This window comes from Bacillus sp. FJAT-18017, assembly GCF_001278805.1.
Taxonomy (GTDB): domain Bacteria; phylum Bacillota; class Bacilli; order Bacillales; family Cytobacillaceae; genus Bacillus_D.
In genome coordinates this window covers 2,599,169-2,624,451 of sequence record NZ_CP012602.1, presented here as the reverse complement: position 1 = coordinate 2,624,451, position 25,283 = coordinate 2,599,169, and the positions used below count along the sequence as shown (strand labels likewise).

Here is a 25,283-nt window from a genome sequence, read left to right as displayed (position 1 = left end):
TAAAGAAAGCAGAAACGTAAAAGGGGGGTGCCGAAATGCCAAAGAACAAAAACAAGGAAAGCAAGCGTGCCATGCCAAAGACCGATGTCGAGTTTGCCAACAATGGGCTGGAACGAATTGCACTAAAAGCGCAGAAAACAAAACAGGACAAGTAAATGTACTAGGCTTCGTGGAAAAATCTTGTCTCGGATCACTACGATTAATCCACTAAATGTGGTTTCGTGGAAATTCCCTTATCATGCCTCCAGGATTAATCCACTAAGAATGGAAAGAAGAAGACTGCAGCATTGCAGCCTTCTTTTTTTCTTTCACCCTCTTTAAAGAGCGAACTTCTTGTTATATTCTGTAAATAACTGAAACCTGAAGGGGTGTTATGAATGGGTTCTATTGTACGGGTGATTTGGATTATTCTTCTACTTGTTTTCGGCGCCTTGTTTTTTGTAAAGGGAATACAACTTTGGAAGAGTATAGCGACAATCGATGGGAATGGAATTGGACTAACTTTTCTTGGTTTTGAGGTATCCGATTCTGTGAAATTTGATGAGATTCGCTTTTATGCAGGAATTTTTATTTCAGGAGGAATTGCTTCCTTTATTCTTGCTGTTTCTCAATGTGGGAGGGCCTATATTGCCTACTATAGATAAGGATTCAAACATAGTAGAAACGAATCGTTTACTGTTGAGAAAAATGACAAGGGAGGATACCGACCATCTCATGTCTATTTTTTCCGATCCCATTGCCTTGCAATTTTACCCATCAACTAAAACGACAGAGGATGCTGAGAAGTGGATTTCCTGGAACTTAGATATTTATCAAAAATACAATACGGGGCTTTGAATTTGTGAGCGGAAGGAAGACGGGGCTTTTGTAGGGCAATGCGGAATCGTACCACAAGTTGTAGATGGTGTAAATGAGATGGAAATTGGCTATCTATTTGCAAGAAAGTATTGGGGCAAAGGCTATGCCACCGAGGCAGCACTTGCTGTGAAGGAGTTTGGATTCTATAATTTAGGATTAAACAGGGTTATATCGATGATTTTTTATAAAAATCTGCCCTCGATACGTGTTGCCGAACGGATTGGCATGGTGCTTGAGAAACGAACGATCGTAAAAGGCCGGGAAACGCTGATATATTTTACTACTAGGAGGAATTAAATTTTGGAATTATTGCTTATTCGCCACGGCGAATCAGAGGCTGATCTATTAGGCGTACATGAAGGGCGAGCGGATTTTCCACTGACAGAGCTTGGCCATAATCAGGCTGCCAAACTAGCAGGCTATCTTTCTGCAACCCTTAAACCGGACATCATTCTGGCAAGTCCGCTTAAACGTGCGCTGCAAACGGCCCAAATTCTCCAAGATGCGGCTGGCTGCGAACTACTAACGGATGAACTGCTAATGGAGTGGAATAATGGGGTCCTTGCAGGTATTCCTTTTGAAGTTGCCGCCACAAGGTATCCGCTGCCGGAGGGCGGCCGGCCACCTTATGTGGCGATTGAATGCGGGGAATCTGACCTCGAGTTTCGGTTCCGAGCTGAGGTTTTTCTGCAAAAAGTAATTCATGAATTTGGCGATTTAGACAGGGTTGCTGTCGTTTCACATGGAGGGATGATATCGAACCTTATTCAGGCTTACTTGAAACTTCCGACGGTTAATGAATTTATTTTTCCAACAGGAGATACAGGCTTTCACAGGCTTGAAGACAGGAACGGGAACAAAGTCGTCAGACTCCTTAATAGCCAGGTGCATTTGCTCTGAAAATGGATATAGCACATCCGCTACATGGGATAGATACATTGTGACCACAGGTAATTAGGGCATTGCTCATTTTGAGATATCCATCAGGTCCAATTACCTTTGGTAGATCTTGAGATTTTTTTTCAAACCAAATAAAAGGCCCGGTGCAGAACTGCAACCGGGCATCTTGCTAATTCTTGTGCAGTATTGCTTTAACTGCCAGGAAAATCAGATATAGTGAGACTATTAGGATGGCGATAATTGCGATAAAGTCAATGATTGGATTAATAGGATTGAATATAGGCCCTGTTAAAGGCAGGCGAAGTAATGAGAAACCGGCTACTATAGTAGCAAGCATCAATAGGATAAGACGATCCATTGAGTTATCCCTCCTCTCATTAACACTATATGTATGATGAAAATAGATGTATAGGTGAATGTCTATATGCTATGCAAGAATAGTGATTTGCCACCTGGGGATACTAAACGACGACAAATATGCAAAAGGAGGATTTTAATGGCTGCTAAACGAACTGATCGAAATATTGGCACCGATAAAATGAGCGGCGGGCCAGTCGGGAATGAATTTACAAGCGACAATGCATTCAGCGACCACGGACTTGATAACGAGGAACGTCTAAACAAAGCACTTCAAAAGGACAGGAAAACAAAATAGTCATTAAGAATACCCTTGGACGGTACGCACTTTGTACCGTCCTTTTTTTATTTTAATTGGAAGAAAGAAGGAGACTATGAAGCCAGTACGAAATAATTAATGTATCGTTTTATTAGGAGGGGAATTTATGAGGCAATGGGAGAAAGCCCTTGTAAGGATTCAAGAGCTAGTTACGGATGCTGGGTCTGATTTGGAATGGATCCTTGTCGGTTCAGTCGGTTCGGTCCTTCAGGGAGCGGAGATGGAGCCTGGAGATATTGACGTATATGTCAGGCACCAGGAGGACGTAAGCCGTTTTGCCGAGTTGTTTAAGTCGTACTCACTGGAAACAAGTACGCAAGGTGAACCAGGATCCGACTGGTACTCGTCCAGGGAAGTTCCAATTTTCACACAAACGTTTCCGTCTGGTTTCTCTTGGACAAAAGGCCGCTGGAAAATTGAGGAATTTGAGGTTGAAGCCGTACATATTGGTGATTCAGCAGGGATTCCAGATAATCTCAAAGGGGATGGGATATGGGAAGGTGGAAGATACATTTGGGACATGTACAAGGAAGTCGCGTTTCAAGAATATAAGTTCCTGGTTGTGCCGCTAGAAATCCAGCTGGAATCGAATTTGCGGCGCGGCAGGCAAGACAGGGCGGAAGCAATCTTGGATGCCCTGCGAACGAATGGTTACGATTCTGAGTTGCTAAGTAAAGCACTCTCCTCAAAACATCTGGAATCAATTGATTTAATGAAGGAAAGTAATTTTAATTAATAGCTAGAATTCGTGTTTAGGTACATTTTGGGGTGTCTGCATATCGGAAATGTACTCGAAACCATTTTTCAAGGACATTTTTAGGTGCCTCGGCAGCGGAAATGGACTCGAAATCGTTTTTTAGGTACATTTTACAATCGACGGTTACTAAAAATGTCCTTTATTAACTATAGATAGTTAAAAATTCCTTCAGGTGAGGGGGAAGTTTGCTCCCGTTAAATAATTCGGCGATTTTGAAATTAATTCGGCGATTTTAAAATTAATTCAGCGGTTTTCAAATTAATTCTAAAATAACATACTATTCAGAGAATTAACCATACAATATGCATGAAGCCTTTCCTTTTTAAAAAAGTATGATAAGATACTTTTTAAAGAAAAGGGGGCTGTGTTAAGGTGTCACTGCAAAGCGTTAAAGAACATTTGAAACAATATAATCGCGACAATGATATTTTGGAGTTCATACATCGAGTGCAACCGTCGATTTGGCTGCAGAAGCAATCGGGGTTATCCCGGCGCGTATTGCCAAGACGCTCTCCTTCAGAGGGGAAGGGGATACAGCAATCCTGATTGTGGCGGCTGGCGATGCAAAAATCGATAACAAAAAGTTTCGACATTCATTCGGATTCAAGGCGCGCATGCTCTCTGCAGAAGAGGTGCTAGAGCAAACCGGACATGCGGTTGGTGGTGTCTGTCCGTTTGGCCTTAAACATGACCTTGATGTTTTTCTTGATGAATCAATGAAGCGTTTCACAACTTTATTTCCGGCATGCGGAAGCTCGAACTCCGCTATTGAGGTTTCCCTCGATGAGCTCCAGCAGTATTCATCAGCGAAAGGCTGGGTAAATGTTTGTAAAGGATGGCAAGAGGAGCCACAGCAGCAGTTTCAGGAAGCAGGAATAAAATAGGAATTTCCAAACCACCATTGATACGATCAGTCCACAATAAAAATTGAACTGGACTGATCGTAATTGTTTGCATCCCGGGGAAAGATTTCACAAGCTTTATTCTCTTCAGGTAACAAAAGATGGTATTATAAAACGTGAATTGCCGGAATCTCTTTTTTTAATCTGTCAAACAGTATTCATGCAGGAGCAGACTTAATGAAAATATATAAACTAACGAAACATTTTAAAGGTATTGAGAAGGGAACACACTTCTATTTAATCGCAGAATCAGAATTTATTGGCGTTAAAGAATTTGTTTTACGATCGGAAGATTTATCATTAAGATTATCTTTGAACGAACAGGAATTTCAAAAAAACTTCCGTTTAATCTATAAGTAAAATTCAATCCTGTCATAATCATTTTTTACAGTACGGCAGGAACACTCCCTCTGTTTTTTTCACCATCAACCTTCTTCGCAATACTCCAAAACTCCTAAATACTCAACTATTCCCCCCGAAAACCATACATAAAAGGTAAATTGTGGCGCAAACTATATACCGGCAGTTGACCGCCATTTTCTTTGTAAAAGTTGTTGGGTCTAACTCATAATTCGGGATAGTGGAATAAAGGGGAAGGGATTTGACTGTATGCATATTGGCATTGCCCTTTTTACGGTATTAGCCTCGATAAAATGGGCTGATTGGAAGCGCTGGAGGCAATTCCATGCAAGCATGATTTTCATAGCAGCAGGCGGTTTCCTTTACGAATATATTGTGGCTGATCATACTCTATGGAAGTTCTACCCCAGTATCCTTTTAAGTGAAAGGATGACTGTTATTCTCTATGCAGTTTTGACAATGCCCCTAAGTGTACTTCTTTTCCTGCAGCACTTTCCCGAAACGATTTGGAGGCAGCTCCGGTATATCCTTATGTGGTCTATGATTTATATTAGCGGGGAGGCTATTCTTCTTTTTACTAACAGTATAGCTTATGAACACGGATGGCATTTTTGGTATTCACTCATGTTTGATATTGTATTGTTCACCGTTATTGCCATTCATCATACACATCCGGCCAGGGCTTACCTGCTGTCAATCCCAATCATTATCTTCCTGATCCACTACTTTAATGTTCCTTTTCATGCATTCTAATAATAGCGGGGGGCTACCATGATGGATTTTACAAAAGAAATGGTTTTGGAACTTGAGAATATGATACGCAACGATGAGGTGGAGGCAGGGCTTGTCAATGAAATTATTGATGGCCTTCGCAACGGGACAAAGTCACTGGAGGATTTCTATACTGCCAGCGCCCCTCACAGGTTACTCGAAGTTTTGGACGAAGTAAGCGAGAGAATTAAGCGTTAGCACTTTAACCATTTGCAAGGCCACGTTGTATCTTGATAGAGGCCTTTACTCATTTAGATATGATATGGTAAGGGAAAAGCTCAACGCCGGGAGTGAAGAAAATGCAGAAAAACTTCAGCAAAGTTGCCGAGATCATACAAACTTCAACCAACATCGTCGTATTGACAGGCGCTGGAATAAGTACTGAGTCAGGCATTAAGGATTTCCGGTCGCGCACCGGCCTTTATCAGGAAGCACCGGAATACATCCTTTCATTGAACTACTTTTTTGACCAGCCCCGCAAATTTTATCAATTTGCACTCGAAAACCTTTATCATCCTGATGCAAGACCAAATCAGGGACATGAGATCCTTGCAAAGTGGGAGAGTGAGGGACGGGTAGCCCATATCATTACACAAAATATCGATGGCCTTCACCAAAAAGCCGGGAGTCACAATGTAATCGAATTTCACGGAACAATGAATACGGCAGCGTGCGTAAACTGCGGGGCAACTTATTCTGCTGAAGAAATGTTTCACCGATATAATACTATAGAAAATTTTTATGTGTGCTGTCAATGTGAAACGAGAAAAGAACGGGACAGATACATCAAGCCTGACGTTGTTCTGTTCGGAGATGCAGGCGAATGGTTCACACCGGATGGCTACCAGACTATCCTCGGTCATATCGGGACAGCGGATTGCATACTCGTACTTGGTTCCAGCCTAAAGGTTGTTCCATTTGCGTCATTTCCTCAATACCGGGGAAGGGATGTCCCGCTCGTCATCATCAACCTGGACCAAACCCCATACGACCGGGAGAAGGACACATTTCCCATCCATGATTCAATCGGCAAGACTTTAATGAAAATTGATCAAATGCTTTAGTTTTTTTAAAAAAGAACTAATTTTTTTTAAAAAAACCGTCTATTTATGACATTTGTCATATTCGTCACATGACAGGTGCTACTGCACAACACTTTTCATTTCTAATATAATCAAAGTACTAAGATTGGAATGAAAGGGGCCTTTTACAAACATGTCTGTTAAAATCCAGCAAAAAGAGCTCAAGAAACAAGTTGCTCCTTATGAAAAATCAGAGACAACCAAGAGTATTATCCAACTTGCAAATACCATCATCCCTTATTTCGTGACATGGTATCTTGCCTACAAGGCACTATCATTTAGTTATCTGCTTACTCTCGTTTTATGTATTATTACAGCAGGGTTCATGATTCGTACGTTCATCATTTTCCATGACTGTACCCATCACTCCTTTTTCAAGAGCAGGAAGTGGAACAAGATTGTTGGTACTTTCACCGGTATCCTGACGATGTTCCCTTATGCACAATGGGGACGCGACCACAATATCCACCATGCTTCCAGCGGTAACTTGGACAAGCGTGGAACAGGTGATATTTGGGTGATGACTGTTGAAGAGTATGCAAAAGCTTCATCTTTAGATAAGTTTAAATACAGAATGTATCGTAACCCGCTCGTTATGTTCGGTTTAGGGCCAATCTGGCTTGTTATTATTAAAAGCCGTTTCAATCGCAAAGGGGCAAGGATGCCAGAAAAAATGAACACTTGGATCACAAATGCAGGAATCGTTGCGATTAGTGCTTTGTTGATTTGGGCCATTGGCTGGAAGGCGTTCATGATGATCGAATTCCCAATTTTGTTCATTGCAGGCTCACTTGGAATCTGGCTATTTTATATCCAGCATACATTCGAGGATTCATATTTCGAGCATGATAAAGAATGGGAATACGTACAAGCTGCTGTTGAGGGAAGCTCGTTTTATAAGCTGCCAAAAGTCCTCCAGTGGGTTACTGGCAATATTGGTTTCCACCACGTTCACCATTTGGCGCCAAGGGTGCCGAACTACAAGCTTGAAGAAGTGCATAAAAACACAAAACCGCTTCAGCATGTACCAACCGTCACACTATCTACGAGCCTTGAGTCCTTGAAGTTCCGCCTTTGGGACGAAGAGAAGAAGCGTTTTGTTGGCTATTCAGAAGCTAAGACATTTCTTAAAGAACGTTCTGGTGTCTCAATGAACCCGAAAACAGAGTAGCAAACAAGCTCCCCTTCAATAAAGAAGGGGAGTCTTCTATTTCTATATGGTAAACTGTGGGTAGGACAACAGGCAGAATGGGGTCGGTATATGTTTAAACGTTATTGGTCTTTATTGGGAAGGACGGGCATATCTCCATATATATGGACGATTCTTGGGATATTGCCATTTTATTTTATTTCTTTATCTCCTTCAACAGTGAGAATTGTTGAAGGTGTCATCTTGATTCTTTCCTTTTTTGCGATTTATCGCCTCGCTTTCCTGTCAAAAGGGTGGACAGTTTATTTATGGGCATTGTTGCTCATCGGCATCTCGATAGCCTTGACAAGTCTTTTTAGCTACGTATATTTTGCCTTTTTTATCGCCTACTTTATTGGAAATATAAAAACAAAGATACCTTTTTTAACATTATATATAATTCATCTGGTTGGAATGGTTATAGCTGTTACGACAAAAATTATTCTCCAGGATGCGTTTTTGCTGAAGCAGCTGCCGCTTGTTGCAATTGTAATCATAAGTCTTATTCTCCTGCCATTCAGTCTCAGGCACCGGAACGAGAAAGAGAAGTTGGAAGAAAAGCTTGAGGTGGCAAACCAGCGGATTGCGGAATTGATCAAGATTGAAGAACGGCAGCGAATTGCCCGCGACCTTCATGATACACTAGGCCAAAAGCTATCATTAATTGGCCTGAAAAGTGACCTGGCAAGAAGGCTGATCCTTAAGGATAGTGATCGGGCAATCGCGGAAATGAGAGATGTTCAGCAAACTGCTCGGACCGCCCTGAAAGAGGTCAGAAATATGGTAACTCAGATGCGCGGGATTCGGTTGAACGAAGAAATTGTCCGAGTAAAAGAAATGCTGAAGGCAGCCGAAATTGAATTTACAGGCAGCAGCAACTGGTCGCTGCCGAATGTACCGCTCCTTGTCGAGAATATCTTAAGTATGTGCCTGAAGGAAGCAGTCACTAATGTTGTCCGGCATAGCAAGGCAACCCACTGTGACATTAGACTGGCATACACGGCAAAGGATATTACCCTCATTGTCAGTGATAACGGGACAGGAAACGTTAGCGAGAACAATTTTTCAAAAGGGAGCGGCCTTGCTGGTATGAAGGAACGCCTGGATTTCCTGAACGGGACACTCGAAATTCTGAATGGGGAAGGAACGAAACTGGTTATGAAAGTGCCAAAAGTTGAGATTGTAAAGGAGGAAGGGTTGCGATGATTCGCATCGTTATTGCTGAAGACCAGCGGATGCTTTTAGGTGCATTCGGGTCGCTCTTGAATCTTGAGGACGATATGGAAGTGGTCGGTATGGCAGCAAATGGGGAGGAAGCTGTACAGCTCGTCCGGAAATATACGCCGGACGTGTGCATTATGGATATTGAAATGCCTGGAAAAACCGGTCTGGAAGCTGCTGAAGAATTAAAGGATTCCGGCTGCAAAATGATGATCCTGACAACCTTTGCCCGTCCTGGATATTTCAAGCGAGCCCTTAAAGCCGGGGTAAGTGCGTATTTATTGAAGGATAGCCCAAGCGAAGAGCTCGCAAGCTCAATTCGGAGTGTTGTGTCCGGCAAAAGAATTTACGCACCTGAACTTATGGATGATTTGTATAGCGAGGACAATCCTCTTACAGAACGGGAAATGGACGTATTGGGCTTGATCGCCGACGGCAAGAACACGAAGGAAATTGCCAGCGAGCTGACTCTGTCCCATGGCACGGTAAGAAACTACATCTCAGCAATCCTTGACAAGCTGCACGTCACTAACCGGATTGAAGCTATTACCCAGTCGAAGGAGAAGGGCTGGTTTAAATAATAACAAAGCTGCCCTGTATTTTAATGGGCAGCTTTTTTTCGGGAAATAGCAGGTTTTAATCGAGGGGGTCTAAAGAAATGGTCTGTCTTTCTACAAAACATTTTATTCTTCGCGGTTTAGGTAAGAATAACACGATGCCTCGTATAGTAGGTAGCATACCGATAATAAATACTGCATCTAATTGTATAATTATGATGCTTGGCTATATAAACTGTTTCATGTGGGGTGCATTGTTTTTCAAAAGAAACGGAATGCTGATTTGCCGCGCGCTCGAGGTAAGGTTCCAGTTCCCCTTTTTTTAAGGGTGTTGGGGTGGGAGATTGACTGTGCGGATTTAATTGTTTTTGCTTAATTAACATGTTTAGACATTCAATAATTTCTTCTTCTTTATTCCCATCATTATTCATCTAGTAGGGATCCCAGCCTTTCTTCAATAGAATGTACCAAAAATAAAAAGCCAGAAAAAGAGAAGCCTAAAAGCATCCCTCTTTCTGACTTATGTTTGGCGCTAGTCCATTCATTGCTATCAGAATTATATAAATGTATTCGAATCGTCATAGTTTATAAGGTGGTTATGATTTTTGTCACAACCTTCGTTCATTATACCATTGGAAAGGACAAAAATTCAATAAAAATTCACAAATACCGTTTAACCAAGGTAAAAAAGGGTATATCCTATATCGTTTTGATAATCCCAATCCACAAAACAGTCTTTTATAGGGGCTTCCAACAAGTATTCAATTTTTGGCATATGCTTTTCCAAAGCCTTTTTTTCCAAGCTCCTCTTCGATATACGCAGCGTTTCCTCAAAGTCAAAGAGAATCAATTCTTTTTCAATCGGTACCAAAATACCTGCCCTTGCTATGAGAAGGGTACTAGGGGATAGCATTTGGGAATAAACCTTATCGGGTTTTTTTTGAACTTCAGCGCTAAAAAGACTTATTTCGGTATGAAGTTTTTCTTTATTCCTATATTCCTTGGAAAGCAAGGTATGATTAAAAGGGGAAAGCAGGAAGAGAAATGCTCCTGATTGTGCTTCTAAGTTCCAGTCATAATAAAAATCATGAACAGGTGTTGCAAAGTACTGTTCAATATATAAATTCATATCAATCATTAACTTCTCCATTAGCAAATCACGTGTTTTTTGAACATAAACAGCATGATCCCTTTCCATCAATGATTTTTCCATTGGCGACATGAAATTAGTAATATGAACAACGATTAAAGTGTCAGCGATAACGCACTGAACCGAGCCAGGGCCACGGCCAAAATTTTCCCGAAGCAAACGTCCGATAAAGCCGCCCATCTCTTTTTCCATTGACAAAGTTTCCATTAATATCCACTCCAAACAGTATTTACCCAGTTATTTTTCCGTTAAAGTGATTTTTTAAACCCTTAAGAAATTCCGGTAAACAAGGATCCCCACTTTCTTGTAAGATAGATACCCTTTTTCCGGTAAAAATCAACACCTGCACACCTCCGCCTGAACACCACTTCCAGACGAATGGAAACCAAATACCGCCGCACCTCTTATAAGGGTGCAGCGGCAATTTGTTATTTTTTTCACTAACTATAGTACTAAGACGCACATTGTATAGCCACCGAAAAGCATTTCTGCACAATTTAGCCAGGGTATCTTATAGTTTAATTGTATTATAGCTTCCTAGCACTTCGACTTCATGGCCAAACGCACGCAGGATTGTCAGTGCTTTGGATGTACGCGATTCATCAAAACCAGTTTCAGCCTCAACAAAAAAGTGATAGGTTCCCAATTTCTTTTTGGTCGGGCGGGATTCAATCCACGTAAGGTTGATTGAGAGAGCAGAAAAAACGTTCAATATTGCCGATAGGACACCAGATTGTTCAAGTGATGGTTCAATAAGAAGCATCATTTTTGACTTCAGATGGCAATCCGGAGCGGGAAGTTCATCCTTTTTCCGGACAACTATAAACCTGGTGTGGTTTTCAAGGTGATCTTGAACCGTGTCCATACTAGCATTCAACCCAAATAAGTTCGCTGCGGATCTGGATGCTATGGCTGCGACATCAGTCCTTCCACTTTCGCTAACCGCTTTGGCAGCTGAAGACGTGCTGTCAAAATCCCTTGTTTTAACTTTTGTTTCCCTTATGTATTTTTTACATTGGGCAAGCGCAGGGGGGATGGACCAAACTTCACGTATATCGGAGGATAACGTGCCCTTATTGGTTAGTAAATGCAAGGAAACCGGAAAAATTATTTCCGATTCTATAAACAAACCGTTTGAAAGAAGTCCGTCTGCTGTAATATTAATCGTTCCTTCTATCGAATTTTCAATGGGGACAAAGCCCCTGTCTACTTCCTTGTCCCCGACTGCTTCAAGCACTTCTAAAATTGAACTGCATAAATGCCAATCTACATCACTTTGGCCAAAGGTTTGCAATGCTGCTTCTTCTGAAAAACTGCCATGTGGCCCTAAATACGCTGCTTTCATCTTGCACACTCCTTTTCAATGCTACTAGTATACACGTTTAACCCATAAGGTGTAATATATTTTGATTTTTCAGAAGTGTAAGTTGTTAAAAGCCCGTAAAACTGAACTTCAAAAATAAAAAAGCATGGCCTGAACCATGCGGTAAAATCTTAGAAACCTCGGTTATTCGAGTATAACTCCGTGCTGGTAGCCTGCCATAAAACTGCCGAGCGCTTCTTCAAGCCCATCATTCGCTTCCGGAACCTGGACAATTAATTCATTCCGCCTGTCGACAGCAGTAATTTGGACATCACGGTACCGGTTGACATCAAGTTGAAGACGTAAGGCTTCAGCAATTTCTTCTGCTTTGAATTCATCATTTATTAAGTAACGCACATTTCTCACTGTTTATCACCCTCCAAAAAACTTATATTCGACATTAGTCTCTGCGGGTACTTACTAATTTAACCCTCTAAGCTGTGCAATTTCTTCCTCATGTGAAATGCCAAATTCATGTGGTGTCTCTAACACGAAAGGCACATCCTTAAAGGCATCCATCAAATCTTCAAGGTCATTGGATTTGATATAGCCACCCTTGTAAATATTGGCATGGCGATCCTTTCGGGAACCATATGGGTGCATGGAATTATTCAGATGTATGGCAACAAGGTGTTCCCGATAACCTAGTTCATTCGCCTTTTCCACCAAAATCTCGGTATCATTGCCGTTCCATAACCCGCTTGCAAATGCATGGCAGGTGTCGAGGCAAAAACCGATTTTTTCCGGGTGGTCAGATAGATTACGTATTTGTACAAGTTCCTCAAGGGTTGTTCCTAATGCAGCCTGTTTACCCGCATTATTTTCGAGCAAAATTTTACAGGCACCATTCCATTGGGACAAAACCCTGTTAAGCATTTCAAGCATCAGGTGGTAGCTTGCGAGTGGGTCCGTCTCGCTTATTTTATTCCCGAAATGGACGACGACTCCCGCCGAACCGCATGTATCAGCTATAAGAAGGTCATTAAGAAGGGAAGAGATGGTCACATCCTTTTTATCATCGTGAGGTGTAATGCTTGTTGGATAAGGAGTATGCGCGATAGTAAAAAGCCCATTTTCCTTGCAAAAGTGTTTGCATTGTTCGGCATCATCCCTGTCAAACTCTTTGACCGATAGGCTGCGCGGATTTTTAGGAAAAAATTGAAATGCATCGGCGCCAATAGCCAAGGCGTGTTTTGCCGCTGCTAAATAGCCTCCCCTGATACTGACATGACAGCCGAATTTCTTCATAAAAAAACCCCTCGATGTTTTCATTTAGGGTTCGTATCCGTGGGATTTCCTATTCGTCCTGGGAATAACGCTTATGATGAACGGACAAAATACGATGGGACTCAAACTGATAAAGGAGTGGATAGCATGAAGGAAGTTCTGCAACAGGTAAAAGAAGAATTAGAAAAGGCATTTGATCATCCGGAGCGCCATAACTTGGATGAAAGCATTGCGAAACTCCACGCTGCACTTGAGCAATATGGCGACAAAGGTACGATGGTTAAGGATTGCATCACTGCTCTTGAACAGGCAAGGAATTCGGTACCAGAGCTTGAGCACGCGGGTACAATCTCCTCAGCAGGTGCTTTCGGGGAAGCATTTAATGCGCTTGATCAGGCAATCGAATCCTACGTGGACCCTAATAATGACCCCTATCAGTAAAAAGAGGCAAGCGCATTATTAATCACTTCATGTACAGGGATAATTTGAACTGTCCTCAACAGTTTTAACGATAAACGGTTCGGATACCTATTGCTAAAAGATAGAATGCAGAATGCAAACGTTATTTGATTTAAAAATGCAATTAATTTTCTGGGCCAAATTGCTAAGAAAGCGATTTGGCCTTTTAATTTCCGACCTTCTTTGTGGAATTTCCTTATTAACAGTTGGGGAGTTGAAGAAAATAAATAACAGGGGGAAAATCTTTTCTGAAAAGCAAGACCGCTAACAGTTTCCTACATAAGGTATTTTGCGAACCCATAAAATGTGTAGCCGAATATTTTTAAGGTGCAGAAGAAAGCTAATTGTTAAAAAGGAGCCTTCTATAATGATTGGACTAATTATTGCAATTGTCCTTTTTAACCTGATTGCATTTATAACGAATAAGCGACTGACAAAAAATCAAATAGTTCATATCTGGACGTTTACAATTGCTTTTCAGGCAGTTGCGGAGACTTTTATAGACTTTAAATATCATGGTTACTGGTACTTTTATAAAGAAATTAACTGGGGAGTACTACCCGCTCTAACAATATTGATTCCTCCCGTTAATATCATGTTTCTAAATTGGTACCCGTTTGAACAACGGTTTTATAAACGATTATTGTATATTGCTATATGGGTTTTAGCCATTACTTTATATGAAGTAGTCACCTTATTACCCGAACCTTGGGGGTATTTCAATCATGGATGGTGGGAGCTGTGGTATTCAGCAATCGTTAACCCATTCTTACTCAGCATTGTATTATTTTATTATAAATGGATTTGCGAAATTGAGAAGGTATCTCACAAGTAGGCTTGGGTGATGTAACAATCTTCTTGTAAATGCATTTTTCTATAAACATGGGTGAGTTGATCCAGGAAGGATTAGCCGCCTTTTTTGTTGAATACTTAATTGAACAAACCTGGATAGTTGAAGAGAAGAAGTTTCAGAAATCTAATTGATTAAAATTATAAACATATGTAGAAGGTGAATCCATGCAGCCGATCGTTTATTTAGTAAAGCCAACAATTGAATTGAGATCTGAATATCTATCCTTTTATCAAGAATGGAAGGATAGTGGGGAGGATATGATACCATGGATTATTAGTAAAGACCCAAAGGATTTCAAAGGGATGATTAATTTCTTGCTTGATTCTGAAATAGAAGAAAATATACCCAAAAATTGGGTACCTTGCTCTACATATTGGTTAGTAAATGATAATAAAAAAGTTATTGGGGCTGGAAATATCCGCCATCGATTAAATGATAGTTTATTTAATAGCGGTGGCATATCGGCTACGGTATCCGACCTTCTGAAAGGCGAAAAGGATTTGCAACACAACTTTTATCTTTATCATTAGTAAAGGCAAAAGAATTGGGGTTACACGAAGTTCTTGTTGTTTGTGACAGTAACAACATCGGTTCGGCTAAACAATTTTAAATAATGGTGGAGTACCAGATAGTAACTTCATTGAAAAGAATGGGAATATTATTAAAAGGTTCTGGATTCAAGTTTAATTGTTTTTTCACCAAAAAAACCTGGTGTGTTGATCCGAGAAGGATTAACTCTATTTTGTGGAATTTCGTATTAAAGCTAATGGGGGAGTTAGTACTAAGTCATTAAGCAGATAATGAACTAAAACAAAGGAGAATTTTATGTACAATGTATTATATTTATATCCAGTCTTGATACAGAAAAAGGATAGGTTCATAGAAATTAATAAAAAGGCATCTGTTATTTACAAGGAATATGGTGCGATTGAAGATAATACTTACCAAAGCACTTTTATTGATGCCATGTATGGCTGTAAAGGGATGGAGTCATCGGTTGAACTACAGGAAAATGAAACTTTGATGTGCTCAGTTTCTACGTTCACTAATAAACATCATCACGATATCATTATGGGGAAAGTTGACTCTGATCATCGAATTGAAGAATTATATACTGAGATGATTAAAGTTATTGATATGAGTCGTGTAGTTCGAGGTGAATTTGAAAAGGTTTAATTAGTAAATAGATACTTCTCTTACTTCATTTACGGGGCTTTAATCCGAGAAGGGATTGATGCCCCTTTTGTTGAACTTGTCTAACTAAATGGGCAGCTTGGTGGAAGAAGCAAATTTTATAAAATGGGGGGGTTAATATAGCAAAGCGATGGGGATTTACATATATATTTTGTAACGATTTGGAAAAAATGAAGTGGTTTTACTCAGATATACTTCAGTTAAAACTTATTTGGGATGATAAAGGTTCCATAGCTTTTAAGATTGGTGAACACCAATTAAGTATTAAGTACAATGAAGAATTTATCCCACCATCAAACAAGTTTTCCATTCAACCAGGGTGGAAAGGTGGAACAGAACCAAGAATAGGTTGGTCTATAGAATGTGATGAAGAAGATTTCAATAAAGTTGTAAATTCCGTATTAACAAATGATATAACAAAATATAATAATAAGCCCATATGGAAAGGGTATTGGAGTTTTCCTATTCTAGACCCTATGAATAATACAATAGAAATTACATGTACTGAATTTATTAAAAATCATGACGCGAATTAAGTAGTATAAGTAATTGTAACCGTCAGATAACTTTGAACACTTTTTGCTAAATTGAAGTGAACACTTTGCTGGAAATTAGAACATGCACCTTGTCACTTTACACGGAGCCTCTGCGGGCAGGATCATGAGCCACAAAGCCAGATATATTAGTGAATCTTGCTCAGCCGAAGTAGGCTATCATGCACGTCTCTACTGGAAAATAGTGATCAGTCTTAATCAGCATTTTGTGGTAAGAAAGTGTTCATTTCTACTCAGCGGTTACAGTAATATACTATTTTCACTTACTGGGTGCGAACGTTTATCAGGAAAATCAGAAGGCGAAGATTCTCTAAATAACGGAGTGTTTAAAATAGGTGGACATTCTTGTAGTGGTTGTGTAATAACCCAAGAAAACGAAGAAATAAAGGCAACTATAACTTGGTATGATAAGTCAGACACCATAATTTTAAAAAATCATTAGTGGGAACTGGAATTTATTATTGGAAGTATGCTTACTGGTTTAAAGTTTTTAGACACTTTCATTATTCAGCTAACGGATGCTTTAGGAAAATAAGACGATATAACAAAAACAGAAATTACTTAATGATAAGGTTAAGGATTTTTTATCCCTTTATTTTGCTGGCTAAACTGCCTGGTTAAAATGTACCTTAATTTGCAGTCTATAGAAATTTGTGTCAGTTTACAAATGCTTTGAATAACAAGGTTTTAGTAAAGTCAGTACCTGTATATCAATAAAAATTGACCACTACAATAATATCTCTTCACCTAATTTTAACGTGGACAGATAACAAAACGGCAATTCGCGAGACTAAACTTGAATTAGTGTAATTGCAGAAACCAGTCTCTAAAAATTAGGCAGACTTTTTGCAGGCTAAATTGACCTAATAATATGGTTTCTCCTAAACATAAAATTCGCTATGTTTATTTGTTGTCAGCGGTCTATTTTAATAATAATGCGAATGAAAGGGGCTGCCGAATGACAACAATTCAATTACTAAATCCTGATCCTTTGAAAAAAGGGGCAGTCGTAGATGAACAAAAATATAAAATTGTAAAGGAAGCCATCCTGTCAATTGTTGAGGAACAGGGGACTATTGGTTTCAAGGATTTAATGTCCGAGGTTGTCGGAAGGCTAAAAGAAAGTATTGATGGTTCCCCATCTTGGTATTGTACTGCAGTAAAGCTGGATCTTGAATCGAGAGGAATTCTAGAGCGGATTGAAGGCAAGGGGCCGCAGCAAATCCGTTTAAAAAGGTGAGCAGCATATGAGAACTAACCTTTATTTTACTATTCCTACGATAACAGATGAATATTCGACCTCCACAATGCCTTATACTCTAAAGTACGATTACTGGCAGCCACTAGTTAATTATTTTATACCAAAAGCAGATACCATTGAAATTCATTGCTGGACTGAAGAGGAACAAATCTTGACTGAACTGAATAATTTTTTCCATGGTGATGGGAAAATAGAGGAGAATTTAGCAATATTTAAGGGGAATCTTAACCTCATACTGGAAGAATTAGTTGCCAACCATTTTTCAGGAACGGATTCTACTTTTAAATGGTTCACTCTGAATCTATTACAAAGTGAGATTTTAGTCTTCCATTCTGGCCATTGGGCGACGGAATTTTTTGTACCAGAGGCAAACGATAAAGAGTGGGAACAGCTTGTTCGAATTATGCCAAAAGGAAAAGATTGGCTTCGGTACTAATCAAACGCTTGCCCCATAAATAAAGATAACTAAAGAAAAGGACTCCAGTACAACTGGGGTCCTTTTTCAGGGTTTGTTAAAAATAAAGCATATAAATGAGCCCCGCCAAAACAATTCGGTAAATAGCGAACGGGACGAGTTTGATTCGATTGATCAGTTTCAGGAAAAACCGAATCGAAATCAACGCAACAATGAAAGCCGCGATGAAACCGGTAGCCATAAACGGAAGAACATCAATGCTGAAGTATTCCCAGTTCTTTAAGAGAGAGAGGCCGCTAGCTCCGGCCATTATCGGAATAGCCATAATAAACGTAAAGTCGGAAGCAGCACGGTGGCTCATCCCAAGCAGGACACCGCCGGCAATCGTCGACCCAGACCGGGAGAATCCTGGCCATAAACCAAGGCACTGAAAAGATCCGATTGCTAAAGCCTGAAGGTATGTGATTTCATCAACTGTATTAACTTTTGGCGTTTTAGGCCGCATATAGTCAGCCACAATCATCAGAATAGCTCCAAGTACAAGGCCAATGACAACCGTATTGACTGAGAAAAGATATTCATCAATATAATCCTCAAACAGCACGCCGAGCAATCCCGCAGGTAAAATACCAACAAATAGCTTTTTTAAGCCAAGCTGGTCTTTTGCCTCAGTGGTGCCAATATCTTTCTTGGTTAGCCCAAGCAAGTTGAGAATCCGGTCCTTAAACACAATGACGACAGCAAGGATGGAACCAAGCTGGATGACAACCTTGAATGTGTTGGCAACAGGTTCATTGAAAAGTTCCTTGGACTGCAGAAGCAAATCATCGACTATAATCATGTGCCCGGTCGACGAAACAGGGGCAAACTCGGTCAAACCTTCAACAATCCCAAGTATTAGCGCGACAAAAAATTCCCATAAACTCATTTTAAAACTCCAATTCTAGCTGTTTTTGTTCAAATGTATATGATATATGAAAATAGTGAATGTAACAAGTATAACTATTGTTTACATAACATAACTACCGTAAACAAATCAAATTTCTGAAAATAAAGGTTAATTTTCCCACATGCTTATGGTACATTTTATTTAAAGAGAGAGTTAATTTTTAGGAGGATAGTTTTATGCTTCTTTGGTATGTGGCTTTGTTATTTATTGCATTTATTCTAGGTTATTTTGATGTTTCTGTACTGGTGTCGTTTCTGGTAGTGGCAGCTTATATTGTACTTACATTTCCATTGGTTATGCCTCTTTTTTGGAGCAAGAATACAAACAGGATGATGAATTACCTGAAGAAATCCCATAACGCTTATTATAGGTTCCTTTATAGATTTTTAAATGGAGAACAGGAAGAAGCCGAAAAGATTGTTGGGGATATGCGAAAGGGGAAAATCAAGACTCTTGCAAAGGTCATGCTGTTAATCAAACAGGAGCATTACAGCGAAGCACGCAAACTACTCGAGACGATACGAAATGGTTCATTCAAGGACTATTATCTCGCAGCGGCAGCACATGGCGAAGGCAAGATTGAAGACTATCATACATATAAAGATAAAGTGAAGGATGCTGATTTTAAAAAATGGCTGGAAATTGAAGAATTGGTTCGTACGGGTAATAAGGAAGAGGCCCAAGAATTGCTGGATGAGCAAATAAGCACGCTACGGGGCATGAAGCTTCTTTCGGCAATCCATTATCGACAAGAAATGGAAAATCGTTAAGGGGGGAATAACACATGGGTGGCTTTGAACAGGAAATGGGCGGCTTTGAACAGGAATTTGTCATGTTCGATATGTTGTCAGTTATCGTTCCACTATTCTTTGTATTAGTTTTCGGTATTATCATATTTTCATTTGTTAAAGGTGCCAAAGAATGGTCGGATAATAACAAACAGCCGCGGCTAACTGTGCCGGCAAGGGTTGTATCAAAACGGACTCAGGTGCGCGGCGGCCACAATGATACCTCTGCCCACACGTCTTATTTTGTAACTTTTGAAGTGGAAAGTGGCGACCGAATGGAAATGCACATCAACGGTAATGAATTCGGATTGCTGGCGGAGGGGGATTACGGCGAGCTGAGCTTCCAGGGCACTCGTTATCTTGGATTTTCTAGGAATACATCTTCTACTCAAACAATATGAAAAGAACCAAGCCCCGGACTTTTACAGGCTTGGTTTTTACTTTTGTTCAGGCAGATCGATTAGCATGTTGGTAATGTAAATTTAGCAAGGATTATCGTTTTGAGCGGGTAGAGCACGATTTTGTCAGCATGTAAATTGCCTGTACATATTCCCATCCCCATATTGAAAAATTATCCACACTACCCAATCATATCAAATACAGGAAATTAGGCCGAGTTTTAACAGGAAAGCCGGTTTATTAATTTTAGCTGGACTATAGATAAAAGACCGTTTTTATAGTATGCTGAATAGTAAGAATATTGGAAAATGCAGTGGTTTATTCAAGGTGAATTAAAACTTTGTCATGATGGAAAGATAGGAAAGCGAGAGCACCCGATCCCGCAATATCCAGCAGGATTTCTAGGGTGTAATAGTATCCTAAATAGGAGGAACTCACCATGGAACAGCAAAGACCTTTACACTTTGACGGGAGCGCCCACCCGGAAGCTGCATCTGATGACATACTACTTTCTCAGCCTATTTTGACTGAGGATGCCAGGCTAAACATTGGCAAAAACCCTTATGCTCTTGAACAAGGGGAGTAAATTGAATTTTTGACAAAGTGAGAAGAGAGCGACCAAATTATAATGGTGGTTTTGCGGGAGGTAGATGTGGATGGAGAAGCATGAAGTAACAAGAATTCTCGTGCTGATTGAATCTGTTTATCCTGATTTTAAGATTAGGAATGAGACAGTCGACAACTGGTTTGCCGTTTGCCGTGAGCTTGATTATCACTTGGTCATGAAAAATCTGACCGATCATATCAGGAGAAGCCCATACCCGCCGCTCATGGCCGAACTTGCCGCTTATTCCATGAAAGAAGAGCCGAATTACCGGTATGGCATCCAGGCTGATGAGGAGGGCTGGGTACAAATCCAGCATGACAGTCTGCTTCCAAAGCGCTCGCATTCCTTGCCGTGGCAAACGGAGTATTTGGCATAAACCGATATATGTGTTTTTTAGCTTTTTAAAAGAATATTATTACAAAAAAGCTCCTTTTACGATTGAGGAGCTTTTTCATATGGGAAGGCGGTGGCAGCATGCACCGAGTAGTCGTGACGGATGATTATCGAAACTGGGGAAGGGTTGAGGCGCTATATAAAGAGGCTTTTGGATCGTCAGCAAAGCCTGCTTGGGTCATTGAGAACATGTTTAAGAAACAGATGTGCAGCCTTTACATTCTTGAAGAAAACACTGAAGTTCTGGCATTCGCACTTGCAGGAAGGTTGGGGGAGAATAAGCTTTTGCTGATTGATTACCTGGCCGTCGATCCCCTATCGCAAGGGAAGGGATTGGGATATAAGTTGACTCAGTTTATTATGGAGGAAGCCAAAAAGGATAATGAACTTGAAGGGGTAGTACTCGAAGCAGCCGCCGATGATCAAGGGGCCATTTCCTTTTGGCAAAAATGCAGTTTCACGAGGACAAGCTATGCTCATCAATATAAATGGGTTCCAGAACCATACATTGCTTTAGTTCACGAATTCAAATCCGGTACCTTATCTGAGGTAAGTCCACAGTTCCTATTCGAATTGATAAGCAAATTCCATGCCAATTCGTTCAAAAGACAGAAAAAGTGACAGTATATCGTTTCCTTTTACAGCATTTTTTCGATAAAATAAAATGAATCTTCCATCAGTGGGGTGTTCTTCCCCAACTTATGGTTAGCGGAATAAGACCGATTAAGAGCTAAAGCCAAAGAAAAATGTTGGTTCACAATCGGACTTATTATGGGCAGTAGATTCCCACTTACCTTCCTCGTACCTCTAAATATTGAGGTGGGGTCTTACTGCCCGGTAAAGTGGGATAAAACGAAATGGAAACAAGTGGGGGAACGCACATGAATTTGAACCAGGAATTGTACGATTTTTTTATGAAACAGACATGGCAGCTCTCCGAGGATTGGTACTCCCTCGTAAACGATCAAGACCCTTCATCTGTCTACTCAACCAAAAATCCAGAAATAATCGCCGAACTAAAAAGGCAAAACCAGGATTACTTCCTTCATTTCTACAAGGCATTTATCGAAGACGATACATATATTCAAGGGGAGTTCAAAAGATGGTCTGTGGAAATCGCCAAGGATTCGAAGCATCTTGATACACCTATGCATTATGTAGTTAGGGAATTCATGAATTCCCAGAAGGTTGCGTTGAAATACATAGGTAAATTCATCACTGAGAACGAAGGCAGGGTTAGCCTTGAGCAGGCTGGTGCATGGTATGAGAAGACCATCGAAATTTTCAACCTGTCGATTTCTTCTTTTGTTGAAGCTTATCATACTAACACAATGATCCGGCTCCGTTCGCAAAATGAATTAATCAATGAGCTTAGCTCACCAGTCATCAAGCTTCAGGGAGATTCCGCGCTGCTGCCGCTTATTGGTGACATTGACACGGCTCGCGCCAAAATCATTCTTGAAAATACACTTGCGCAATGTGCGGAACAGGGAGTCTCGACGCTATGTATCGACCTCTCCGGTGTAGCCATCATCGATACGATGGTCGCGAATGAACTATTCGGTCTGATTAAGGCGTTACGCCTGATTGGAGTTAAATCGACATTGTCCGGAATCCGTCCGGAAATCGCCCAGACAGCCGTGCAGCTTGGCTTAAATTTTTATGGAGTCGCCATTCTGCCGTCACTTTCCCAGGCTTTGGATACGATTAAAACATATTAAGCGGAAATTCTGTTTAACAACTGGCTGAGGCATCATTTTAAATCGTCCTAGATAGAATGAAGGACTCAGGCGAGCGCAGGGGCCGGCACATGATCAATTGTAAATGAGGAACCGAACCGGCATTTTCAATTCTAATATCCGTTCGCTTACGCAAAAGCAGCCACTTTACATTTTGGTAAAAGTGGCTGCTTTTTCGCATTATTAGTCTCCTAAAGTTCTAGATTCGCCAGTTAATAATCAACCGGCTCGACTTCATCAAATCCCTTGGTTTTCTTAAATTTCATATGGTGGGGGAAGTTAACGAGCGCTTCAGAAGGATCTAGCATTTCAAAGTTCAGCTTATCAACCATGCCCCGGTCATAGCGGACAGACAAAATCAACAGTCTTTCCTTGTGGCCGGTTGCTGGATTTAGCTGCTCTTCATATGCATGCACATATACATACTTGACAGGCAGCAGGGCGAACATGTCACGGGCGATTCTCAGTGCGCAGCTGCACACATAATCCTGACAGAGATCAAAAAACATTGTTTTCGTCATTTGTTTTTGAGAAAGTTTTCCAGTCTTTGTTAGTGAAAGCTGCTTGTCAGGGATGACTTTTTCGGCATTCACATCAAATGAAACATGAATTTCCTCAGGGCTGTCTGTCCCAAATTCAAATCCGCTGCCAAATTCAACAAGATCATCAAGCGGCGCAAAGTCATCAATTACCTCAAAATACGCATCAATGTCACCCTGCAGCATCCGCTTTGCGACCTTATTCATCCTTGCCCAGTCATGGTATAGTTCCTCATCCTGTGCCCGGGCAGAATCGACGTTTATAGCAAGTGCCGCCCGTTTCTTTTCAGCACGGCCAAACAGCCTATCGAAAAAGCCAGGCTGGAAATTGCTGAGAATCCTGGCAGCTTCAAACTCATTCGGGCCAACCGCGCCTTTTTGAAATGGAGGCTCTCTCCTGGACACTTCCTCCCAATCAATATGATCATCACTTTCATGGTGAATTGATTTCAACAGCAACAGCTCGTTTTCATAAAGGTCAACCTGATAACGGGCAAAATCCAGTTCTTCCAGTTTACGCTGCTGGCGTTCCATTTTAGCGAGCTCACTCCGCCTTCGGTAAGCATCCGATTTATACTGCTTTCCTCCACTGGTCGTTGAATATGAAAGTCCGCTTCCCGGAATTCCAATTGTCGACGTCTGGCGGCCGCTGCTATGCACCGAATAGCGAAGGCCTTTCCCGCCGACACTGACCCCAACCCCTTTTTTACCAACCGTCATCCGTACACCAGGCGCAATCTTAAAGCTCTTCCGAAACCGTAAAGCCATGATTCCCATCCTTTCAAAAAGTGGTATCCTATGAAACTGAATATGTACGTTTAAACCTGCGTTCCGCTACCGGAAAGAATATAAAAGCAGTTATTTTAACATTTGAGAATAGGTTCCTACTAAATAGCGTTTTCCATTGAATACGTTTCAGCCTGGATTGGTGCTTAAAATGTTTCCAATAGCAATCATTGGACACGTTTCACCCCCGGCTGAGGCTCAAAATGTTTCCAATAACGTTTATTGGACACGTTTCAACGAAAAATACACCTCAAAATGTAACCAATAACCTTTATTGGACACGTTTCATCCCAGAGTGCTGGGTGAAATGTTACCAATAGACTGAATTCCTTTTTTCTTGATTGAACTCAAAAAACTCTAAAGCGATAAAACCATTAAAACTATTATCACATTCACCCAAATCATTTACAATGAACAAAGGGGGCAGAGCATGAAGACATTCTATCGGAAACTCATTTACATAGCATTTTTAGCATACCTAGCTGTATTATTTTATTTGCTGTTTTTCTCCTCTTACCGGAATGGAGTCAGGGGCATAATCGACTATAACCTTATTCCATTTACAACAATCGGGAGATACTTCAGCAACTATCATGGCATGTCCGCCACCGACCAGTTAGCCGGAAACATCCTAGCATTTGTCCCTTTTGGGATTTTTACCACACTTCTTTTTGGAAAATGGGTCGACCCGCTTCGGGTTGCAGCTCTATCATTCAGCCTGTCCATGCTCGCAGAGCTCGCGCAATTCACCTTCCGCGTAGGAGCCTTCGACGTCGACGACCTTATCCTCAACACCCTTGGCGGCATCCTCGGCTGCCTGATCGCAAAAATGGTTTCGCATCGAAAAAGGGGTCAGACCCTTACCCCCAGGGGGTAAGGGTCTGACCCCTAAAAACCAAACGCTAAAAATCTAATTAAATGCTTTACTTTTGTTCTCATTAGTTGTAGAGTATCTATATACCTAATAAACCTAGGTAGGTGATGAGGATGTTTAATCGTGAGCTTGTAAAGGGAAGTACGTCTTTGCTTTTGCTTCAGCTGCTGGATGACCGGGATATGTACGGGTATGAACTTGTTAAGGAGCTTGAGGCACGGAGCGGGAATGGTTTTACAGTTAAGGAAGGCACTCTTTATCCGGCTCTCCATAAGCTTGAAAAGCAGGAATATATCGAGTTCTATTGGCAGGAGCAGGAAAAGGGGCCAGCCCGTAAATATTACCGGATTACTGAAGCCGGCCGCGAATTGCTACTAGAAAAGACCCGTGAATGGCAAAGCTTTGTCAAAGTCATGAACAAGATGATTGGAACTGCGGAAGAATAAAGCAAACTTTCTTC

At 40.9% G+C, this 25,283-nt stretch carries 33 protein-coding genes and 3 pseudogenes; 28 read left to right on the top strand and 8 right to left on the bottom strand.

The window, feature by feature from the left end:
• Positions 1–377: 377 nt before the first annotated feature.
• The 3 genes and pseudogenes from AM500_RS25835 (at position 378) to AM500_RS12270 (ending at position 1,758) form a co-directional block, all read left to right on the top strand.
• Positions 378–644, top strand: coding sequence for a hypothetical protein (locus tag AM500_RS25835; RefSeq protein WP_053599462.1), 267 nt, complete (start codon positions 378–380; stop codon positions 642–644).
• Positions 541–1,155: pseudogene (locus AM500_RS12275) on the top strand (GNAT family N-acetyltransferase). The gene AM500_RS25835 and the pseudogene AM500_RS12275 overlap by 104 nt, the downstream one beginning before the upstream one ends.
• Before the next feature lie 3 nt (positions 1,156–1,158).
• Positions 1,159–1,758, top strand: coding sequence for a histidine phosphatase family protein (locus AM500_RS12270; protein ID WP_082347217.1), 600 nt, complete (start codon positions 1,159–1,161; stop codon positions 1,756–1,758).
• A 169-nt stretch (positions 1,759–1,927) separates the two neighbouring features.
• Here the strand turns inward: AM500_RS12270 and AM500_RS12265 are convergent, their stop codons facing one another.
• A complete protein-coding gene (locus AM500_RS12265; RefSeq protein ID WP_053599460.1) occupies positions 1,928–2,116 on the bottom strand; it encodes a hypothetical protein in 189 nt (62 codons plus the stop codon).
• Positions 2,117–2,254: 138 nt separating this feature from the next.
• Here AM500_RS12265 and AM500_RS25490 point away from each other — a divergent pair, with 138 nt between their 5' ends.
• The 10 genes and pseudogenes from AM500_RS25490 (at position 2,255) to AM500_RS12220 (ending at position 9,297) form a co-directional block, all read left to right on the top strand.
• Complete coding sequence (locus AM500_RS25490) at positions 2,255–2,413, top strand: hypothetical protein (RefSeq protein WP_156319803.1); 159 nt, start codon at positions 2,255–2,257, stop codon at positions 2,411–2,413.
• A 127-nt stretch (positions 2,414–2,540) separates the two neighbouring features.
• Positions 2,541–3,170: a hypothetical protein gene (locus AM500_RS12260; RefSeq protein WP_053599459.1), complete on the top strand. Its 630-nt coding sequence runs from the start codon at positions 2,541–2,543 to the stop codon at positions 3,168–3,170.
• A gap of 393 nt (positions 3,171–3,563) precedes the next feature.
• Positions 3,564–4,075 (top strand): annotated as a pseudogene (locus AM500_RS12255) (YbaK/EbsC family protein).
• Between the two features lie 195 nt (positions 4,076–4,270).
• Positions 4,271–4,453, top strand: coding sequence for a hypothetical protein (locus tag AM500_RS12250; protein WP_053599458.1), 183 nt, complete (start codon positions 4,271–4,273; stop codon positions 4,451–4,453).
• Positions 4,454–4,702: 249 nt separating this feature from the next.
• Entirely contained in the window at positions 4,703–5,206 is a 504-nt protein-coding gene (locus AM500_RS12245) for a CBO0543 family protein (RefSeq protein WP_053599457.1), read from the top strand.
• An 18-nt stretch (positions 5,207–5,224) separates the two neighbouring features.
• The gene (locus AM500_RS12240) at positions 5,225–5,422 is read left to right on the top strand and encodes a hypothetical protein (RefSeq protein WP_156319802.1); all 198 of its coding nucleotides are present in this window, start codon (positions 5,225–5,227) and stop codon (positions 5,420–5,422) included.
• 101 nt (positions 5,423–5,523) lie between these two features.
• The gene (locus tag AM500_RS12235) at positions 5,524–6,288 is read left to right on the top strand and encodes an NAD-dependent protein deacylase (RefSeq protein WP_053599455.1); all 765 of its coding nucleotides are present in this window, start codon (positions 5,524–5,526) and stop codon (positions 6,286–6,288) included.
• 151 nt (positions 6,289–6,439) lie between these two features.
• The gene (locus AM500_RS12230) at positions 6,440–7,477 is read left to right on the top strand and encodes a Delta(5) desaturase DesA (protein WP_053599454.1); all 1,038 of its coding nucleotides are present in this window, start codon (positions 6,440–6,442) and stop codon (positions 7,475–7,477) included.
• A 90-nt stretch (positions 7,478–7,567) separates the two neighbouring features.
• The gene (locus tag AM500_RS12225; RefSeq protein ID WP_053599453.1) at positions 7,568–8,701 is read left to right on the top strand and encodes a sensor histidine kinase; all 1,134 of its coding nucleotides are present in this window, start codon (positions 7,568–7,570) and stop codon (positions 8,699–8,701) included.
• Positions 8,698–9,297: a response regulator transcription factor gene (locus AM500_RS12220; RefSeq protein ID WP_053599452.1), complete on the top strand. Its 600-nt coding sequence runs from the start codon at positions 8,698–8,700 to the stop codon at positions 9,295–9,297. Before AM500_RS12225 ends, AM500_RS12220 begins: the two co-directional genes overlap by 4 nt.
• Positions 9,298–9,413: 116 nt before the next feature.
• On the opposite strand, the gene AM500_RS25485 is transcribed toward AM500_RS12220, so the two are convergent.
• The 5 genes from AM500_RS25485 to AM500_RS12190 all read right to left on the bottom strand — a co-directional run bounded on the left by AM500_RS25485 (position 9,414) and on the right by AM500_RS12190 (position 13,034).
• The gene (locus AM500_RS25485; protein WP_156319801.1) at positions 9,414–9,704 is read right to left on the bottom strand and encodes a hypothetical protein; all 291 of its coding nucleotides are present in this window, start codon (positions 9,702–9,704) and stop codon (positions 9,414–9,416) included.
• Positions 9,705–9,946: 242 nt separating this feature from the next.
• Entirely contained in the window at positions 9,947–10,630 is a 684-nt protein-coding gene (locus AM500_RS12210; protein ID WP_053599450.1) for a Na-translocating system protein MpsC family protein, read from the bottom strand.
• A 304-nt stretch (positions 10,631–10,934) separates the two neighbouring features.
• Positions 10,935–11,768, bottom strand: coding sequence for a prephenate dehydratase (gene pheA / locus AM500_RS12200; protein WP_053599448.1), 834 nt, complete (start codon positions 11,766–11,768; stop codon positions 10,935–10,937).
• A gap of 162 nt (positions 11,769–11,930) precedes the next feature.
• A complete protein-coding gene (locus tag AM500_RS12195) occupies positions 11,931–12,152 on the bottom strand; it encodes a hypothetical protein (RefSeq protein WP_053599447.1) in 222 nt (73 codons plus the stop codon).
• Between the two features lie 54 nt (positions 12,153–12,206).
• Positions 12,207–13,034, bottom strand: a complete 828-nt coding sequence (locus tag AM500_RS12190; protein ID WP_053599446.1) for a deoxyribonuclease IV — start codon at positions 13,032–13,034, stop codon at positions 12,207–12,209.
• A gap of 39 nt (positions 13,035–13,073) precedes the next feature.
• Between AM500_RS12190 and AM500_RS12185 the strand changes: the two genes are divergently transcribed.
• The 7 genes and pseudogenes from AM500_RS12185 (at position 13,074) to AM500_RS12150 (ending at position 17,770) form a co-directional block, all read left to right on the top strand.
• Positions 13,074–13,454, top strand: coding sequence for a hypothetical protein (locus AM500_RS12185; RefSeq protein WP_231688144.1), 381 nt, complete (start codon positions 13,074–13,076; stop codon positions 13,452–13,454).
• A gap of 385 nt (positions 13,455–13,839) precedes the next feature.
• A complete protein-coding gene (locus tag AM500_RS12180; protein ID WP_053599444.1) occupies positions 13,840–14,307 on the top strand; it encodes a hypothetical protein in 468 nt (155 codons plus the stop codon).
• A 182-nt stretch (positions 14,308–14,489) separates the two neighbouring features.
• Positions 14,490–15,012, top strand: a pseudogene (locus AM500_RS12175) (GNAT family N-acetyltransferase).
• Between the two features lie 138 nt (positions 15,013–15,150).
• On the top strand, positions 15,151–15,501 hold the full coding sequence (locus AM500_RS12170) for a DUF1428 family protein (protein ID WP_053599443.1): 351 nt from the start codon (positions 15,151–15,153) through the stop codon (positions 15,499–15,501).
• Positions 15,502–15,638: 137 nt separating this feature from the next.
• On the top strand, positions 15,639–16,055 hold the full coding sequence (locus AM500_RS12165) for a VOC family protein (protein WP_331457451.1): 417 nt from the start codon (positions 15,639–15,641) through the stop codon (positions 16,053–16,055).
• Between the two features lie 976 nt (positions 16,056–17,031).
• Positions 17,032–17,313 (top strand): DUF6958 family protein, encoded by a 282-nt coding sequence (locus AM500_RS12155; RefSeq protein ID WP_053599440.1) that lies wholly within the window; start codon positions 17,032–17,034, stop codon positions 17,311–17,313.
• 7 nt (positions 17,314–17,320) lie between these two features.
• On the top strand, positions 17,321–17,770 hold the full coding sequence (locus AM500_RS12150) for a hypothetical protein (RefSeq protein WP_053599439.1): 450 nt from the start codon (positions 17,321–17,323) through the stop codon (positions 17,768–17,770).
• Positions 17,771–17,846: 76 nt separating this feature from the next.
• Here the strand turns inward: AM500_RS12150 and AM500_RS12145 are convergent, their stop codons facing one another.
• Entirely contained in the window at positions 17,847–18,677 is an 831-nt protein-coding gene (locus AM500_RS12145; RefSeq protein WP_053599438.1) for an undecaprenyl-diphosphate phosphatase, read from the bottom strand.
• Positions 18,678–18,874: 197 nt separating this feature from the next.
• Between AM500_RS12145 and AM500_RS12140 the strand changes: the two genes are divergently transcribed.
• The 6 genes from AM500_RS12140 (at position 18,875) to AM500_RS12120 (ending at position 22,606) form a co-directional block, all read left to right on the top strand.
• Positions 18,875–19,468 (top strand): hypothetical protein, encoded by a 594-nt coding sequence (locus tag AM500_RS12140; RefSeq protein WP_053599437.1) that lies wholly within the window; start codon positions 18,875–18,877, stop codon positions 19,466–19,468.
• A 14-nt stretch (positions 19,469–19,482) separates the two neighbouring features.
• The gene (locus AM500_RS12135; protein WP_197282684.1) at positions 19,483–19,887 is read left to right on the top strand and encodes a DUF2500 domain-containing protein; all 405 of its coding nucleotides are present in this window, start codon (positions 19,483–19,485) and stop codon (positions 19,885–19,887) included.
• A 437-nt stretch (positions 19,888–20,324) separates the two neighbouring features.
• On the top strand, positions 20,325–20,471 hold the full coding sequence (locus AM500_RS25480) for a hypothetical protein (protein ID WP_156319800.1): 147 nt from the start codon (positions 20,325–20,327) through the stop codon (positions 20,469–20,471).
• 70 nt (positions 20,472–20,541) lie between these two features.
• Positions 20,542–20,868 carry a replicative helicase loader/inhibitor gene (locus AM500_RS12130; RefSeq protein WP_053599436.1) on the top strand — a complete coding sequence of 109 codons (327 nt, stop codon included), beginning with the start codon at positions 20,542–20,544 and terminating at the stop codon, positions 20,866–20,868.
• 98 nt (positions 20,869–20,966) lie between these two features.
• A complete protein-coding gene (locus AM500_RS12125) occupies positions 20,967–21,506 on the top strand; it encodes a GNAT family N-acetyltransferase (protein ID WP_053599435.1) in 540 nt (179 codons plus the stop codon).
• A gap of 260 nt (positions 21,507–21,766) precedes the next feature.
• Positions 21,767–22,606, top strand: coding sequence for an STAS domain-containing protein (locus AM500_RS12120; protein WP_053599434.1), 840 nt, complete (start codon positions 21,767–21,769; stop codon positions 22,604–22,606).
• A 230-nt stretch (positions 22,607–22,836) separates the two neighbouring features.
• Here AM500_RS12120 and AM500_RS12115 read toward each other — a convergent pair whose 3' ends face one another.
• A complete protein-coding gene (locus tag AM500_RS12115; RefSeq protein ID WP_053599433.1) occupies positions 22,837–23,931 on the bottom strand; it encodes a DUF4236 domain-containing protein in 1,095 nt (364 codons plus the stop codon).
• Positions 23,932–24,379: 448 nt separating this feature from the next.
• On the opposite strand from AM500_RS12115, the gene AM500_RS12110 reads away from it, so the two are divergent.
• Entirely contained in the window at positions 24,380–24,826 is a 447-nt protein-coding gene (locus AM500_RS12110; RefSeq protein ID WP_053599432.1) for a VanZ family protein, read from the top strand.
• A gap of 110 nt (positions 24,827–24,936) precedes the next feature.
• A complete protein-coding gene (locus AM500_RS12105) occupies positions 24,937–25,269 on the top strand; it encodes a PadR family transcriptional regulator (RefSeq protein WP_053599431.1) in 333 nt (110 codons plus the stop codon).
• The last annotated feature ends 14 nt before the right edge of the window (positions 25,270–25,283 follow it).

Bases quoted from the DNA above. Each gene is read 5' to 3' on its own strand.
- AM500_RS25485 (WP_156319801.1), bottom strand. From the start codon at position 9,704: ATGAATAATGATGGGAATAAAGAAGAAGAAATTATTGAATGTCTAAAC.
- AM500_RS12145 (WP_053599438.1), bottom strand. From the start codon at position 18,677: ATGAGTTTATGGGAATTTTTTGTCGCGCTAATACTTGGGATTGTTGAA.
- AM500_RS12115 (WP_053599433.1), bottom strand. From the start codon at position 23,931: ATGGCTTTACGGTTTCGGAAGAGCTTTAAGATTGCGCCTGGTGTACGG.
- AM500_RS12140 (WP_053599437.1), top strand. From the start codon at position 18,875: ATGCTTCTTTGGTATGTGGCTTTGTTATTTATTGCATTTATTCTAGGT.
- AM500_RS12245 (WP_053599457.1), top strand. From the start codon at position 4,703: ATGCATATTGGCATTGCCCTTTTTACGGTATTAGCCTCGATAAAATGG.
- AM500_RS12260 (WP_053599459.1), top strand. From the start codon at position 2,541: ATGAGGCAATGGGAGAAAGCCCTTGTAAGGATTCAAGAGCTAGTTACG.
- AM500_RS12105 (WP_053599431.1), top strand. From the start codon at position 24,937: ATGTTTAATCGTGAGCTTGTAAAGGGAAGTACGTCTTTGCTTTTGCTT.
- AM500_RS12135 (WP_197282684.1), top strand. From the start codon at position 19,483: ATGGGTGGCTTTGAACAGGAAATGGGCGGCTTTGAACAGGAATTTGTC.
- AM500_RS25480 (WP_156319800.1), top strand. From the start codon at position 20,325: ATGGAACAGCAAAGACCTTTACACTTTGACGGGAGCGCCCACCCGGAA.
- AM500_RS12130 (WP_053599436.1), top strand. From the start codon at position 20,542: ATGGAGAAGCATGAAGTAACAAGAATTCTCGTGCTGATTGAATCTGTT.
- pheA (WP_053599448.1), bottom strand. From the start codon at position 11,768: ATGAAAGCAGCGTATTTAGGGCCACATGGCAGTTTTTCAGAAGAAGCA.
- AM500_RS12225 (WP_053599453.1), top strand. From the start codon at position 7,568: ATGTTTAAACGTTATTGGTCTTTATTGGGAAGGACGGGCATATCTCCA.
- AM500_RS12250 (WP_053599458.1), top strand. From the start codon at position 4,271: ATGAAAATATATAAACTAACGAAACATTTTAAAGGTATTGAGAAGGGA.
- AM500_RS12120 (WP_053599434.1), top strand. From the start codon at position 21,767: ATGAATTTGAACCAGGAATTGTACGATTTTTTTATGAAACAGACATGG.
- AM500_RS12220 (WP_053599452.1), top strand. From the start codon at position 8,698: ATGATTCGCATCGTTATTGCTGAAGACCAGCGGATGCTTTTAGGTGCA.
- AM500_RS12190 (WP_053599446.1), bottom strand. From the start codon at position 13,034: ATGAAGAAATTCGGCTGTCATGTCAGTATCAGGGGAGGCTATTTAGCA.
- AM500_RS12230 (WP_053599454.1), top strand. From the start codon at position 6,440: ATGTCTGTTAAAATCCAGCAAAAAGAGCTCAAGAAACAAGTTGCTCCT.
- AM500_RS12155 (WP_053599440.1), top strand. From the start codon at position 17,032: ATGACAACAATTCAATTACTAAATCCTGATCCTTTGAAAAAAGGGGCA.
- AM500_RS12110 (WP_053599432.1), top strand. From the start codon at position 24,380: ATGAAGACATTCTATCGGAAACTCATTTACATAGCATTTTTAGCATAC.
- AM500_RS12235 (WP_053599455.1), top strand. From the start codon at position 5,524: ATGCAGAAAAACTTCAGCAAAGTTGCCGAGATCATACAAACTTCAACC.
- AM500_RS12210 (WP_053599450.1), bottom strand. From the start codon at position 10,630: ATGGAAACTTTGTCAATGGAAAAAGAGATGGGCGGCTTTATCGGACGT.
- AM500_RS12180 (WP_053599444.1), top strand. From the start codon at position 13,840: ATGATTGGACTAATTATTGCAATTGTCCTTTTTAACCTGATTGCATTT.
- AM500_RS12265 (WP_053599460.1), bottom strand. From the start codon at position 2,116: ATGGATCGTCTTATCCTATTGATGCTTGCTACTATAGTAGCCGGTTTC.
- AM500_RS12125 (WP_053599435.1), top strand. From the start codon at position 20,967: ATGCACCGAGTAGTCGTGACGGATGATTATCGAAACTGGGGAAGGGTT.
- AM500_RS12170 (WP_053599443.1), top strand. From the start codon at position 15,151: ATGTACAATGTATTATATTTATATCCAGTCTTGATACAGAAAAAGGAT.
- AM500_RS12240 (WP_156319802.1), top strand. From the start codon at position 5,225: ATGATGGATTTTACAAAAGAAATGGTTTTGGAACTTGAGAATATGATA.
- AM500_RS12150 (WP_053599439.1), top strand. From the start codon at position 17,321: ATGAGAACTAACCTTTATTTTACTATTCCTACGATAACAGATGAATAT.
- AM500_RS25835 (WP_053599462.1), top strand. From the start codon at position 378: ATGGGTTCTATTGTACGGGTGATTTGGATTATTCTTCTACTTGTTTTC.
- AM500_RS25490 (WP_156319803.1), top strand. From the start codon at position 2,255: ATGGCTGCTAAACGAACTGATCGAAATATTGGCACCGATAAAATGAGC.